The following is a 13743-nucleotide window of genomic DNA, read 5'->3' on the forward strand; positions in this document are numbered from 1 at the left end:
ATCAACAGCCAAGTTTAAAAGCCAAACAAAAAGGCAGCAAATCGCTGCCTTTTCTACAAAACTATTAAATTAATAAGCGCTTTCTTTTACTATCTTATAATTTTTATGATTAACAACCGTACGCTGATCCAATTCTAAATCTCGATAATTATCCATTAATGTTAGGTCGACTATTACAGAGTTTTCATTTACCTTTTCAACAATCCCTTTTAATCCGCCACGGAATTCAATGATATTTCCTACTTCTGCTTTTTTCAACTAGTCTCTCTCCTTTGCTTGACAAACTATATATATTTATTTACATAACAGTTTGCACTACTTTTAATGATTCGTAAAGGTTTTTATTAGACAATTATGTTAATTCTATAAAAAATATGAGAAAAAATGTAATCGGTTGCAAAATTGAAAGATTTTCTCGAAAATAGTTAAATTTAGTTACGACTATTTTTTTCACTTATAATAAAATGTAAATAAAGGTGGTGCAGTGGTATGAATGAACAGAACATTAATGAAATTTTGGAAAATTTAAAAACAGGTAAGCTAACAGAATACTATGTAAAGAAGGAGGATTTTATGGAATTTCGCCAATTTCTTGTCAAAAGGGATGACTTTAAACATTTTCGTGGTATTGGGCAGCGGGGCGGCGATGTGTTATATCAATACTTAGATGAACCGAGAAGCTGAAAATTGATGGAAATTTTGACGGATTAGTAAATTTTCTCGAAAAAATGAAATGTTGATTTTATAATGCGCTTTCATTAAGAGTTATAGGTTGTCTGTATTTATTGAAAATGGTATCCTAGCAAAGTATGTAGTTCTAAATAAAATGAAGCTGGCAGTTTACATACTTCGTATCTAATTGGAGAAAATATAACAATTAGTTCAGTATAAAAGGTTAGTTATGTACTTGCCCGTTTCTTTTTACATTAATGAGAAGGAGTTTGATTTAACATGGCAGAAAAACAATTTAAAGTAACAGCTGATACAGGGATTCACGCTAGACCTGCAACACTACTAGTACAAACAGCAAGCAGATTTGATTCAGAAATCAATTTAGAATATAAAGGTAAAAAAGTTAATTTAAAATCAATTATGGGTGTTATGTCTTTAGGAATTGGACAAGGTGCTGATATTTCAATCAGTGCAGAAGGCAGTGACAGTGAAGAAGCTATAAGAAGTCTTGATGAACTATTGAAAAAAGAAGGCCTGGCTGAGTAATGACTTTTTTACAGGGAATTGCTGCATCTAATGGCATTGCCATTGCAAAAGCATATCGTTTAGTAGAACCGAATTTATCGTTTGAAAAACATACAGTAGAAGACATAACCTCTGAGGTAAATCGATTTAAGACAGCAATAGAGAAATCTAAAGTAGAATTGGAAGCAATTCGTGACAGTGCAAAAATCGAACTTGGTGCCGATAAAGCCGCTATCTTTGAAGCACACTTGCTTGTTTTGACTGATCCAGAGTTAAATGGACCGATTGTAGATAAAATTCAGTCAGAAAAAGTTAATGCAGAGGCTGCATTAAAAGAAACGGCTGATATGTTTGTTTCGATGTTCGAACAAATGGATAATGAGTATATGAAAGAACGAGCAGCAGATATTCGAGATGTAACAAAACGTATTTTGTCACATTTACTAGGCGTACAACTGGTAAATCCAAGTATGATTGCGGAAGAAGTGATCATTGTGGCAGAGGATTTAACCCCTTCTGATACTGCTCAATTAAACCGTCAATACGTTTTAGGATTTACCACTGACATTGGTGGCCGTACATCCCATTCAGCGATTATGGCACGTTCTATGGAAATTCCAGCTGTTGTAGGGACTAAAACAGCAACAGAAGAAATAACCAATGGGGACCTTGTTATTGTCGATGGTCTTAAAGGTGAGGTACATATTAACCCGACCCCTGAACTTGTCGAAGAATACCGTAACATACATCAGCAATTTGAGGCCCAAAAGTCTGAATGGGCAAAGCTTGTTAATGAAAAAACACTATCAGCTGATGACCATCATGTTGAATTAGCTGCTAATATCGGTACTCCTAATGATCTTAAGGGTGTAATCGAAAATGGTGGAGAGGGAGTAGGTTTATACCGAACCGAATTCCTTTACATGGGGAGAGATCAGCTTCCTACTGAAGAAGAGCAATTTGAGGCTTATAAAGCTGTTTTAGAAGGAATGAAGGATAAGCCAGTTGTGGTTCGTACATTAGACATTGGCGGCGACAAAGAGCTTCCATATCTTCAATTACCAAAAGAGCTTAATCCATTTTTAGGATTCCGAGCTATTCGTTTATGTTTGGAGGAGCAGGATATTTTCCGTACCCAGCTCCGTGCGCTTCTTCGTGCAAGCATATATGGTAACTTAAAAATTATGTTCCCGATGATTGCAACATTGGATGAATTTCGTGAAGCTAAGGCTATCCTTGAAGATGAAAAACAAAAACTTAATGCCTCTGGTCAAAAGGTTTCGGATAGCATTGAACTAGGAATAATGGTCGAAATCCCATCAACGGCTGTTTTAGCTGACCAATTTGCTAAAGAAGTAGATTTCTTTAGTATTGGTACAAATGATTTAATCCAATATACTATGGCCGCAGACCGTATGAATCAACGTGTATCCTATCTGTACCAGCCCTATAGTCCATCAATTCTACGGTTAGTGAAGATGGTTATTGATGCTGCTCATGCTGAAGGAAAATGGGCAGGGATGTGCGGTGAGATGGCAGGAGATGAAACGGCGATTCCACTTCTTCTTGGTCTTGGGTTAGATGAATTTTCTATGAGTGCAACGTCAATTTTAAAAGCACGTTCACAAATTAAGAAGTTAAACAAAGTTGAAATGGAGAATCTAGCCAAACAAGTTTTAAATATGCAAACAACTGCTCAAGTAATTGAAGCCGTTAACGCTGCTACAAAATAAGGTTATTAGAGGGACAGAACATTCTGTCCTTTTTTCTATTTTACAACACAGTGATTCTTCCACTAATCAACCTCAATTTACGTTTATTACCAATTGTATTTGGTTAAGGTAAAAACATAAAGGAGTGTTCAATGATGCAGAGAAGTATAAAAATCGTTTTTGCTTTAGTAAGTATGATTCTTATAGGAACAACACTTACAGGATGTGGATTGCCACTTTCAAAAGAATTAATTGTGAACCGGTACGCAGATGCCCTGTTGACAAAAAATAACGAACTTCAATTTCGCTTTAGAATTAATAATGAGATTTTAGAAAGACAAGAATTATATAAAGTGAAGGTTACGATTCATGATGATCAATTAGCCGAGGCAATTGGCAAACGAGAAATTATTTATGGTGAAGAACAAGTTCTAAATGGTGAGTATTTAGAGGTAAAGGGTAAAAGTGAAAAATATATTTTTATGGATCCGATTCCCTTAAAAGAAGATTTACACATACATGAATTACAGAATATGATTGAAAAAAATAATGCGGTTTCTATTGAAATATACAATAATCAAGAAGTGTTTGGCCGTGTTTACTTAACTAACTTTTCGTCAGAGCTTTAAATTTATAGTTTAATCTGATTTTATTTAGGAGAAACTATAAGGGTGCATTAATTGGAGATTGAGCACGATAACCGGAAAGTACTTTGTTCCGGTTTTTTTGCGTCAATAATTATATAATAGAGAGGATCAAATAAAATTTCGGGGGGGTTGATTATTTTGTTTACACCAGAAAATACAGTCATTGGATTTATTGGAACCGGTGTTATGGGAAAAAGTATGGCAGGACATTTATTGTCAGCAGGTTATCAACTTATTGTATATTCAAGAACAAAGGAAAAAGCAGGTGAACTCTTAGAAAAAGGAGCAGAATGGATTGAAACGCCAAAAGAAATGGCGGAAAAGGCCCATGTTATTATTACAATGGTTGGCTATCCTTCTGATGTGGAAGAAATTTATTTAGGAGAAAATGGACTTGTTACGAATGGTCAACCAGGGAGCTTCTTAATCGATATGACGACATCAGCACCATCACTTGCAATGAAGATTTTTGAAGCTGCGAGGGATAAAGGGATTCATACGATTGATGCACCCGTCTCCGGCGGGGATGTAGGTGCTAAGGAAGCCAAGCTGTCGATTATGGTTGGCGGTGTGAAAGAAGATTTCGAATCAATAAAACCAATATTAAACCTGTTGGGAACAAATATTGTGTATCAAGGAGCAGCTGGAGCGGGACAGCATACAAAAATGTGCAATCAGATTGCTATTGCTTCGAATATGATTGGGGTTTGTGAGGCTGTTATATACGCTGAAAAGGCAGGATTAAATCCAGAATCAGTTTTAAAAAGTATAACCACTGGTGCGGCAGGAAGCTGGTCATTAAGTAATCTTGCTCCAAGAATGCTTAATGGGAATTTTGAACCAGGTTTTTACATAAAGCATTTCATTAAGGATATGAAAATTGCTCTAGATGAAGCAGAGCACATGGAAATGAAGGTTCCAGGTTTAGCTTTGGCAAAATCTCTTTATGATCAACTCGTTGAAATGGGTGAAGAAAATAGTGGCACCCAGGCTCTATATAAATATTGGAAGTCCTGATACGAATCGTATAAATTCCTCCTGGTTTCAAAAACTAGGATAGAAGTAAAATTAGGAGGAATTTTAATGGCAAAACGAACGAAAAAGAATGATCCCCAGCAAAAAAACAAAAAGGGTTTTGATTCTGCTGTTTTAAATGAAGAATTCGCTCATGAAATGGGTTCAGCAGCAACCAATAAGATTCATAAGGATAAAGCAAAAAAAGAAAAAACATCTAAAAATAACGGTAAATACGAAGGACAATAACATCATTTAAACCCTCACGTTTAGGAGTGAGGGTTTTTTATGTTTAGATATTGTTCCATTCGATTTAATCCCTTTTCTAACGTTTCGAGTGAGCAAGCAAACGATAATCTAAAGTAACCTTCGCCATAATTAGAGAAAGCACTTCCCGGGACCACAGCTACCTTTGCTTGATGAACCATCTCAAGAGCAAATTCTAAACTGTTTAAATTCATTGAATCGGGAATTTTTACAAAGAAATAAAAGGCGCCATCTGGCTTGACCACATTAAGTCCCATTTCGGTTAGACGATTATAAACATAGTCACGCCTTTGGCTGTATTCCATCTTCATCGGGAGGGCATCATCCATTCCCGCTGTTAAGGCAGCTAGAGCTGCTTTCTGAGCCACCGAATTCGCACACGATACATTGTATTGATGTACCTTTAAGATGTGCTTAGTGATATTCTCAGGTGCGAATAGGAAACCAATTCGCCAGCCAGTCATTGCATGAGATTTTGATAATCCATTAATTACAATTGTTTTCTCCTTCAGAAAAGAAGCGATTGAAGTATGAGGCTGTTCATAAATTAATTCGCTGTAAATCTCATCAGCAAGTACAAATATATCACGGTCCTGCAAATACTCTGCGATTTCCTTTAACTCGAAATCTGTTAAACTTACTCCCGTTGGATTGGAGGGATAGGGCAATACAATACAGCGAGTTTGATCCGTAATATAAGGTTTTATCATTTCTAAATTAAATCGGAACTGATTATTCCTTATATCGACATGAATGGGAACGGCGCCGCACATTCGAATAATGGGTTCATAGCCTGGATAAATTGGCCCTGGTAAAATTACTTCGGTACCCTCGGTTAATATCGTCCTAAAGGAAATATCAATAGCTTCACTTGCTCCCATTGTGACGATGACTTCTGATTCTGGGTTATAGCTAAGACCATATTTTTGGGAAACAAAATGGCATGCCGCGACACGTAATTCGCTGATACCCGCATTAGGTGTATAGGAAGTAAAATTATCCTCAATTGCTTTAATGCCAGCTTTCTTTATATGCTCTGGTGTGTGAAAATCAGGCTGCCCAATTGTTAGAGAAATGACATCGTCGATATGAGAAACCATATTATAAAATTTTCTTATACCTGAAACTTCTATATTTTGAACCTTAGAATTAATTAAATGTTCCACCCATGTTCATCCTTCCGTTGCTTTCATGAATACTCTGATTATAAACAGATTTATAGAAATATTCCACAAAAGAGAAGCATGTAAAAACAGCCTGGAATTCATTCAGGCTGTTTCAGGTGGATTTTATAAAATTTTAATGAAACTCAATAACCATAGTCCCAATCAATTTCATCTTCATGCCAGAAAACTGGAGAAACGGAACCAAAAGTAACGATTTTATTATTTAGCTTGCAGCTGCATTGATCACAGCCACATTGATCTTTAATTTCTTCGAATACGGTTTGTTCAACATCTTCAATAAATGTAATACTCTTTTCCTGAAAAAGAATCGCTGTTCCTTTCATGGCTAAGGCACCTCTTTTATGATTTATTCTTCCTATGTTTCTATTGTAAGCTTGAAGATTAAAAGGGTCTATACCTAGTGAAAGAATTCACAAAATTAACAAATATCCATAGCAAAAATATGTATAGGGAAAAACGTAAAAGAGCCAGTATGACTGGCCACTTTAGGTATATCTTTCTCCTAGCTTTTTGAAAATTGGTTTTTGGTATGGACGGTTATTTCGTGGGTTTGAAGGTGGTTGTTCGATTTCCCTAATCCCAGTGTATGTCTGTAATACGTTTTTAGCTTGGCTAAGTGAAAGTGATGTTTTTGGATTTCTAACATTTCCATCCAATTTCCCCAAATGAGGAAGTTCTGCAAAATCAGATTTTGTGGGTGGTATATGAAAAGTATAAGCGCCACATTCGACGAGGACATCCGATTGCTGTTTACTGTTCCGAGGATTTTCCGAAAAATGAAGTCCTATTTTTTTTGCCTTTCCTTCTTCTACTAATTTCTTTAATGATTCATGCTTTAATTTGTACAAATATTTGGGGTTTGGAGCTGTTTTTGCATGGCGATTAACAATAAAGAGAGCTTGTGAGAGGTTATCGATTGTTAGCTTACCTTTTGAATAGGGGTGTTTTTCTTCATAAGTCAAAATATGTTCTCCTTCCTATGTGTATCGACCTTAATGTTAACCAACTATAGTGACCAAGTCATATATTATTATTTTATTGTAAAATAGAAATTAAAGAAAGTAAAAACATTATTGTAGAAATGGTATCAAAAAATTAAAAAATCCTTATCAAAAATGGCAAGGAATTTTTAATTTGCTGATGATAACAATGTAAATACTGTTAATTCCGGTTTTGCCATAAAACGAAAAGGGAGCCTGGTTGTACCAATCCCTCTATTTACATACAATTCCAATGGGTTACTTTCACCAATGGAATAATAACCTTCAGGGTAATTTTGTGCAAAAGGAGGGATTACGAGTGCACCTACAAAAGGTATTTTTACCTGACCTCCATGGCTATGGCCACTTAACTGCCAATGGATTTGATAGGTCTGGGCCTCATCCGCAATATCCGGTGCATGTGACAAGAGAAGTTTAAACGAGTCTTCAGGAACCTGTTTCATTGCATGTTCTAAATCAGGTTTTCCAAGCATTCGATCATCTATTCCCAGAAGTGATATAGTACTTCCATCTTTTTGTTTGATAAGTATGGATTCATTTAGCAGGACAGTAAAGTTAGATAGTTCCATAACGTTTTTATAGATCTCAGAACCATAACCACCGTGGTCATGATTGCCATAAATACAATATTTACCCATTGTTGCCTTTAAATTCTGTAAAATTGGAGCAATTTTATTTATTTCATTATATTTATTGGGTTCGTCCAATAAATCACCTGTAAAAAAAATTAAATCAGGCTGCAAGTGATTGATTTTGTTAACTAATTTTTCTAATTGGTTTAGAGTATAATGAAAGCCCAGGTGAGTATCGCTAAATTGGACAATTTTCACTCCGGTAAAGCTACTGGGTATTAATGAATGTTTGATATCAATATTATTTATTTCAAGTAATGAAGGTTCAATTCGATTGGCATAGAAGTAACCGCCTGAACCAAGACCGAGAACAGTGAGAACTGTACCAATTGTACTTTTTAAAAAAGTTCTCCTTTTCATTTTTTGGGGCATTATTCATCAACCAACCTATCTCCGTTTTTTTATCTTTGTAAAATAATGAGTCATCTTGTATTTTCTTTAATTATGGTTTGTTTTGCAAGTGATATGCCATAGAAAAATTTTCTATAAAAGGTATACAATAGTTCATATTCAAAAATGGGTAAAAAATACAACAATCCTATTGGAAAAGAACAAGTTATCCTTACTAAGCGTATTGTAAATAAGGGTATGGTATAATGAGGAAAATCTTTTTTGCGGAGGGTACTTGAATGGATGCATTGGATATCCTAACGGATCTTGAAAATGTCATTCCTTATTTTCAACCAATTTTTAGTGCCGATGAGCAGCGAGTCATTGCTTATGAAGTTTTAGGTAGATACCGTGCAGAAGGTAATATCATCAGTTTGGGCAATTTTTTCCTTGATGATCAAATTCCAGAGGAATATAAGTATGAAGTTGATCTATTATTAGTTAAAAAAGCTCTAGAACTCGCATTCGAGCTAGAAGATGATGTCAGTATCTATTTGAATCGTGACGCCGATCTACTCATGTTTCGGCATGGAGAGCCATTTCTACATGAACTCTTGGCTTTTGAAAAAAGGGGATTGAACTTAAAGCGAATTGTTCTTGAAATCTCTAAGGGCAATTATAAGGGTGATTTTTCTCAATTAGATCATTTACTACAATATTACCGGACATATGGAATTAAAGTTGCAATTGCAAGTATAGATAGTGATTCAAATTTTCTTGAACGAATTAGTCAGTTAAATCCTGAAATTATTAAAATTAATTTACATGCATTAAAATCAAATGCAATTTCTGTTAATTATACAGATTTATTATTTTCACTGTCTTTATTAGCAAGGAAAATTGGTGCCACATTACTTTTTGAGAATATAGAAATGAGTTACCAGCTTCAATTTGCTTGGAAAAATGGCGGGAGATATTATCAAGGTTACTATCTTCAATCTCCGGGATCAGAATTTATTGATCGGGAATTACAAAAAGAGCGGTTAAAGGAAAAATTCCATGACTTTATCGCCTATGAGAAAAGGAAACTGGTAGCCATTTATTCAGCTGCAGAATTTTTTCAAAATAAAGTTCAAGATATTTTAGGAAAGAATAAGAAGGCAAACTTTGAAGAGTTATTCGTCTCACTCATAAAAGAAATGGATCAAATTGCTTTCAGAATGTATGTATGTGATGAAGATGGCTTTCAAAAATCTTCGAATATTTTTAAGGGGGAAAGTGGCTGGTCTACCCAAATGAAATATATCGGGAAAAATTGGAGCTGGCGTCCCTATTTTTTAGAAAATATTTTTAAAATGAGGAATGAGGGTAAGGGAATATTATCTGATTTATATAGTGATATTGAGACAGGTGAGTCCATTCGCACATTCTCTATTCCAATTAACGGAAATGACTATTTGTTTATAGATATTGCCTATCAGTATTTATTTGAGAATGACCAATTATTATGACCTGTTAAGTATAGAATAGTTCATCGAGTGGAATTTTAATTGTAGGCTGTTTTCGTAACGATTGTTGTTAAAATCTTAAAGCCGATTTTAACGTGGCAATAGTTATTTTGCTTCTTTGAATTTTGTTTGCAAGCTCTTTTCTTATTAAATTTTTGCTGAATTCTGCGGAAGCACAGCACAATCATTTATTTTTGTTTCAAAAAATAACAAAGTTTAAGAAAAGAGCCTAATTGTAACTTGATGAAGGAGAAATCGCTCATGACTTTATTTGTTAATGCACTCTCAATCGTTATTGTTGGTATTCTTGCAGTTGCGCTTATATATACTTGGTCAGTTGGCAGACAACAAAAAGCGGTTGAGGGAGAAATGGATACAAAAATTCCTAAACCGATACAAAAACATGTTTATCTGAGCAATCCAATTTTTTTGTCATATGGAATATTTTTTGCTTTAGTACTTTTTATCGTCCTTTTTATAGCAATAACCTTTTTACAATAGGGCCTCAATGAAGGCCTATTTTTTTATTTGATATATACCTAAGTCTTTCTTAGAGAAAGTTTATCATCATTTTTGAAAAAAACTTCCCATTTTATTCATTTTTATTTGGACAAATGCCGTATGTTAACTTATTCTTTTAATATTGGCATATTCAGTATTGGAAAAAATCCATTAGGATAGAAATATGTCAAAAGAGAAACATAACAGTAGAAAGCTTGCTTGTGTTTGAAAGGAGACGGAGCATATGTCACAGCTTCAAGGTATATTAACACGCTTAAAAAACCTTCAGGAACAATCCAATGGAGGAGAACCGGCACAACGCTATTTCGAAGTGAATGGCGAAAGAAAGTGTCAAGTAACATTTCATCCAAAAACAGAAACATTTGAATTAGAAATATATAATGACAAGGAAAAACCAAAACGTTATCAATTTGATAATGTAGACATGATTACAATCGAAATATTTGATCTAATTCAGTAGGAACCGTTTACGGTTCCTATCTTTTTTAAGTCCTGTCGTCACTGATATTTTACGTTTTTCATAAAGGCTGTTTTCGTAACGATTGTTGTTAATCATTAAATTTTGATACAAAAAGCAACAAAGTTTAAGAAAAGAGCCTTTATAAAAAAAACCAGTTCTCTGAAAACTATGGTAGAATATACATGTGGTAAAACAAACATTGAGGAGTTTTCGGCGATGATTAGTCTTCACAGTGGTGAATTTTTAGAAATAGATATTCGGAAATTATTGATTCCTTCTGAACGTGTTGCTCACGTGCAAGTCGGCAATAATCTTGAACATGCTTTGCTGGTTTTAACGAAAAGTGGATATACAGCAATCCCTGTGCTTGATCCCCAATATAAACTACATGGCTTGATTAGTACGCCCATTATCATGGACTCGATTCTTGGAATGGAAAGAATTGAATTTGAGCAACTCGAAAAAAAAAGAGTGGAAGAAGTAATGAATGTTTCTGTTCCACGAGTAAAAATAACGGCTTCCATTAGAACTTGTCTTAGACTCTTAGTAAACCATCCTTTTCTTTGTGTTGATACAGAAGATGGTTATTTTGAAGGGATATTGCCAAGGAGTACGGTGTTAATGCAATTAAATTTGGATGTAAACAAGATGAATAAAAGTGATAAATAGGCTCCCAGTAGGGGGCTGTATTATTTTATTATGGCTCTTTTCTTAAACAATCGTTACGAACACAGACTTTATAATATATTCGAGGTGTAAAAATGGCTGGTTCAAATTCTAAATCTAAAAAAAGGCAAACAAATAGACCGCTCGTCTTAGCTGCAGTAATGCTTGCGATGTTTATGGGTGCAATTGAAGCCACGATTGTTTCAACCGCCATGCCAGCTATTGTCGCTGACTTAGGAGGGTTTACTCTATACAGCTGGGTTTTTTCTGCATATTTATTAATGAATGCGGTAACAGTCCTTATTTATGGTAAACTATCTGACCTTTTTGGCAGAAAGCCTATTCTCTTTTTTGGAATCATTGTATTTTTAATTGGGTCCATTCTTTGCGGCTTTGCAACATCAATGGAATCATTGATTATTTTCCGATTAATCCAGGGGTTTGGTGCTGGCGCTGTTACACCAATTGCGACTACGATTGTTGGCGATATATACCCGGGGGAGGAACGAGCAAAAGTTCAGGGATATCTAGCAAGCGTTTGGGGAATCTCTGCTGTAACGGGACCCGCCGTGGGGGGATTATTAGTTCAATATGTAAGCTGGAAATTTGTTTTTTGGTTAAATATCCCACTTGGTATTCTTTCTTTAATTGGTCTAGGAATTTTCTTGCGCGAAAAAGTTGAAAAGAAAAAACATGAAATTGATTACATAGGGGCATTTTTACTAACGGTGTCTGTTTCATCATTAATGTTGCTGCTTGTTGAGGGTGGTGGACGATGGTCTTGGGGCTCCTGGCAAATACTAAGCCTGATGGTTCTTTTTATTGTTACAATTTGTATATTTGTTTATCAGGAAAGCCGTGCAAAAGAACCTGTTATGCCTTTTAATATTTGGAGGGAACGGTCTATTTTTGTCGCAAATATTACTTCTTTAACGACAGGGATTATGTTAATAGGAATCTCGAGTTTTCTCCCCACATTTGTTCAGGGGGTAATGGAACAAACACCGATAGTTGCAGGGTTCACCTTAACAACCATGTCAATTGGCTGGCCAATTGCATCGGTGATTTCTGGAAAAATGATTCTTTCAATGGGATATCGTAAGAGCTTACTTATTGGAGGTGCTGCTTTAGTTATCGGCAGTGTTGTATTTGTGACCATGACTGCTTCTATAGGACCTCTCTGGGCTGCTTTAGGATCCTTTATTGTGGGGTTTGGCATGGGAATAACATCAACCGCTTTTATTGTGTCCATTCAAAGTACGGTAAGCTGGCAGCAAAGAGGAATTGCAACTGCCTCCAATATGTTTATGCGTAACCTTGGAAACACAATTGGTGCAGCATTACTTGGAGGTATTCTTAATAATCGGCTAGGCAAATATCTAAGTGAAAATGCGAGTAACTTGACAGAAAAACTAACAGTGGATTCAGCAAACCTTTTATTAAAGGACAATGAGCAATCCCATTTATCTGAAGCAGGACGGGAATTGCTACAGGAGGGGCTGACTCAATCACTCCATTGGGTATATTATGTCGTTCTTATGTTTGCTTTACTTAGTTTAGTTCTAATTTCTTTCATACCCAAAAAAGAACAAGGCTCTGCGTAATGGGTAGAGCTAATTTTTTCAAATCTATAGCTTAGTAATGAAAAGTTTTCATTTACTTTATATAATAAGTTAGGCGGAAGTTAATTAATGCAAAAAGGTGGATGGCTTTGTCTTCAATTTCTGAATTTCACTTATTATCTGTTTTAGCTCAAGAAATGAATATGCGTAAATCATCTGAGCGGCTTTTTGTCTCACAACCGGCTCTATCCCAACGGTTACAAACAATTGAAAAAGAGTGGGGAACAAAAATATTTATACGCTCCCAAAAAGGATTGGCACTTACCCCGGCAGGAGAGCTTGTTATCCAATTTGTAAATGACGTTCTGGGTAAAGAAGAAAAGGTTCGAGAGGCGATACACTCACTTCAATCTGGAGTAGCAGGAACGTTGAAAATTGCTGTTGCTTCAATCGTTGGTCAAAATTGGCTGCCGCCGGTTTTAAAAAAGTTTAGTGATACTTATCCCCAAGCAAAAATTTCACTCATTACTGGCTGGAGCAGTGAAATCTTAAAAAGCTTATATGATGATCAGGTACATATCGGTATAATTCGGGGAATGCCAGATTGGAAAGGGGTAAAAATTAAACTATTCAGCGACCCCCTCTATTTGGTTGATCGCGACATTACAAGACCTGAACAGCTATTGGAAACGGATAGGCCATTTATCCAATTTAAAAGTGATTCTAATTATTATCAAGAAATCCAGGATTGGTGGATGCGCCAATTTAAAACATCACCAAAAAGGACCATTGTTGTTGACCAAATTGAAACGTGTAAGCAATTAACCTTTAATGGTTTAGGATATTCCATTTTACCAGGCATTACGTTAAATAACACAGAAAAAGAAATTTATAAAGTTCCGTTACTTGATGAAAATGGTGATGCGCTTAAACGCGACACATGGTTATTAGCATATGAGTCTTCCTTTCAACTAAAACAAGTCCAGGCATTTGTGGACCTTATTAAAGAATATAGCAGTTCAAGCAGCTAATTTCTTG

Annotated in this window: 17 protein-coding genes; 12 read left to right on the top strand and 5 right to left on the bottom strand. The window is 35.4% G+C overall.

The features are described from left to right. Nucleotides 1–69: 69 nt before the first annotated feature. A complete protein-coding gene (locus V7124_RS00005; RefSeq protein WP_090758199.1) occupies nt 70–258 on the bottom strand; it encodes a YkvS family protein in 189 nt (62 codons plus the stop codon). Nucleotides 259–489: 231 nt separating this feature from the next. Between V7124_RS00005 and V7124_RS00010 the strand changes: the two genes are divergently transcribed. The 6 genes from V7124_RS00010 to V7124_RS00035 all read left to right on the top strand — a co-directional run bounded on the left by V7124_RS00010 (nt 490) and on the right by V7124_RS00035 (nt 4819). After that, on the top strand, nt 490–684 hold the full coding sequence (locus V7124_RS00010) for a hypothetical protein (RefSeq protein ID WP_335484881.1): 195 nt from the start codon (nt 490–492) through the stop codon (nt 682–684). Nucleotides 685–951: 267 nt separating this feature from the next. Continuing rightward, on the top strand, nt 952–1218 hold the full coding sequence (locus V7124_RS00015; protein WP_335410410.1) for a phosphocarrier protein HPr: 267 nt from the start codon (nt 952–954) through the stop codon (nt 1216–1218). Continuing rightward, on the top strand, nt 1218–2930 hold the full coding sequence (gene ptsP, locus V7124_RS00020) for a phosphoenolpyruvate--protein phosphotransferase (protein ID WP_335484884.1): 1713 nt from the start codon (nt 1218–1220) through the stop codon (nt 2928–2930). Before V7124_RS00015 ends, ptsP begins: the two co-directional genes overlap by 1 nt. A gap of 134 nt (nt 2931–3064) precedes the next feature. Beyond that, a complete protein-coding gene (locus tag V7124_RS00025; protein WP_335410405.1) occupies nt 3065–3538 on the top strand; it encodes a hypothetical protein in 474 nt (157 codons plus the stop codon). Nucleotides 3539–3694: 156 nt separating this feature from the next. Further along, on the top strand, nt 3695–4573 hold the full coding sequence (locus V7124_RS00030) for an NAD(P)-dependent oxidoreductase (protein WP_335410402.1): 879 nt from the start codon (nt 3695–3697) through the stop codon (nt 4571–4573). 66 nt (nt 4574–4639) lie between these two features. Further along, the gene (locus V7124_RS00035; protein ID WP_335484887.1) at nt 4640–4819 is read left to right on the top strand and encodes a hypothetical protein; all 180 of its coding nucleotides are present in this window, start codon (nt 4640–4642) and stop codon (nt 4817–4819) included. Between the two features lie 20 nt (nt 4820–4839). On the opposite strand, the gene V7124_RS00040 is transcribed toward V7124_RS00035, so the two are convergent. The 4 genes from V7124_RS00040 to V7124_RS00055 form a co-directional block, all read right to left on the bottom strand. Continuing rightward, nucleotides 4840–6003, bottom strand: coding sequence for an aminotransferase A (locus V7124_RS00040; RefSeq protein WP_335484890.1), 1164 nt, complete (start codon nt 6001–6003; stop codon nt 4840–4842). Nucleotides 6004–6146: 143 nt separating this feature from the next. Continuing rightward, a complete protein-coding gene (locus tag V7124_RS00045; RefSeq protein WP_335410395.1) occupies nt 6147–6347 on the bottom strand; it encodes a hypothetical protein in 201 nt (66 codons plus the stop codon). 162 nt (nt 6348–6509) lie between these two features. Continuing rightward, nucleotides 6510–6986 (bottom strand): YkyB family protein, encoded by a 477-nt coding sequence (locus V7124_RS00050; protein WP_335410393.1) that lies wholly within the window; start codon nt 6984–6986, stop codon nt 6510–6512. A 167-nt stretch (nt 6987–7153) separates the two neighbouring features. Next, nucleotides 7154–8029 (bottom strand): metallophosphoesterase, encoded by an 876-nt coding sequence (locus tag V7124_RS00055; RefSeq protein WP_335484893.1) that lies wholly within the window; start codon nt 8027–8029, stop codon nt 7154–7156. A gap of 257 nt (nt 8030–8286) precedes the next feature. On the opposite strand from V7124_RS00055, the gene V7124_RS00060 reads away from it, so the two are divergent. The 6 genes from V7124_RS00060 to V7124_RS00085 all read left to right on the top strand — a co-directional run bounded on the left by V7124_RS00060 (nt 8287) and on the right by V7124_RS00085 (nt 13736). Next, a complete protein-coding gene (locus tag V7124_RS00060) occupies nt 8287–9498 on the top strand; it encodes an EAL-associated domain-containing protein (RefSeq protein WP_335410389.1) in 1212 nt (403 codons plus the stop codon). 258 nt (nt 9499–9756) lie between these two features. Then, nucleotides 9757–9996, top strand: a complete 240-nt coding sequence (locus V7124_RS00065) for a hypothetical protein (RefSeq protein ID WP_335410387.1) — start codon at nt 9757–9759, stop codon at nt 9994–9996. A gap of 244 nt (nt 9997–10240) precedes the next feature. After that, nucleotides 10241–10477, top strand: coding sequence for a YkuJ family protein (locus tag V7124_RS00070; protein ID WP_335410385.1), 237 nt, complete (start codon nt 10241–10243; stop codon nt 10475–10477). Between the two features lie 216 nt (nt 10478–10693). Next, a complete protein-coding gene (cbpB, locus tag V7124_RS00075) occupies nt 10694–11146 on the top strand; it encodes a cyclic-di-AMP-binding protein CbpB (protein WP_335410383.1) in 453 nt (150 codons plus the stop codon). Between the two features lie 92 nt (nt 11147–11238). Next, nucleotides 11239–12747 (top strand): MDR family MFS transporter, encoded by a 1509-nt coding sequence (locus V7124_RS00080; protein ID WP_335484897.1) that lies wholly within the window; start codon nt 11239–11241, stop codon nt 12745–12747. A 107-nt stretch (nt 12748–12854) separates the two neighbouring features. Beyond that, nucleotides 12855–13736: a LysR family transcriptional regulator gene (locus tag V7124_RS00085; RefSeq protein WP_335410379.1), complete on the top strand. Its 882-nt coding sequence runs from the start codon at nt 12855–12857 to the stop codon at nt 13734–13736. Nucleotides 13737–13743 lie beyond the last annotated feature (7 nt).

It is taken from the genome of Neobacillus niacini (assembly GCF_036961885.1).
GTDB classification, from domain to species: domain Bacteria; phylum Bacillota; class Bacilli; order Bacillales; family Cytobacillaceae; genus Neobacillus; species Neobacillus niacini_H.

Coding starts and splice junctions, on each gene's coding strand:
- V7124_RS00035 (WP_335484887.1), top strand. CDS start 4,640: ATGGCAAAACGAACGAAAAAGAATGATCCCCAGCAAAAAAACAAAAAG.
- cbpB (WP_335410383.1), top strand. CDS start 10,694: ATGATTAGTCTTCACAGTGGTGAATTTTTAGAAATAGATATTCGGAAA.
- V7124_RS00025 (WP_335410405.1), top strand. CDS start 3,065: ATGCAGAGAAGTATAAAAATCGTTTTTGCTTTAGTAAGTATGATTCTT.
- V7124_RS00065 (WP_335410387.1), top strand. CDS start 9,757: ATGACTTTATTTGTTAATGCACTCTCAATCGTTATTGTTGGTATTCTT.
- V7124_RS00010 (WP_335484881.1), top strand. CDS start 490: ATGAATGAACAGAACATTAATGAAATTTTGGAAAATTTAAAAACAGGT.
- ptsP (WP_335484884.1), top strand. CDS start 1,218: ATGACTTTTTTACAGGGAATTGCTGCATCTAATGGCATTGCCATTGCA.
- V7124_RS00055 (WP_335484893.1), bottom strand. CDS start 8,029: ATGCCCCAAAAAATGAAAAGGAGAACTTTTTTAAAAAGTACAATTGGT.
- V7124_RS00070 (WP_335410385.1), top strand. CDS start 10,241: ATGTCACAGCTTCAAGGTATATTAACACGCTTAAAAAACCTTCAGGAA.
- V7124_RS00045 (WP_335410395.1), bottom strand. CDS start 6,347: ATGAAAGGAACAGCGATTCTTTTTCAGGAAAAGAGTATTACATTTATT.
- V7124_RS00015 (WP_335410410.1), top strand. CDS start 952: ATGGCAGAAAAACAATTTAAAGTAACAGCTGATACAGGGATTCACGCT.
- V7124_RS00080 (WP_335484897.1), top strand. CDS start 11,239: ATGGCTGGTTCAAATTCTAAATCTAAAAAAAGGCAAACAAATAGACCG.
- V7124_RS00060 (WP_335410389.1), top strand. CDS start 8,287: ATGGATGCATTGGATATCCTAACGGATCTTGAAAATGTCATTCCTTAT.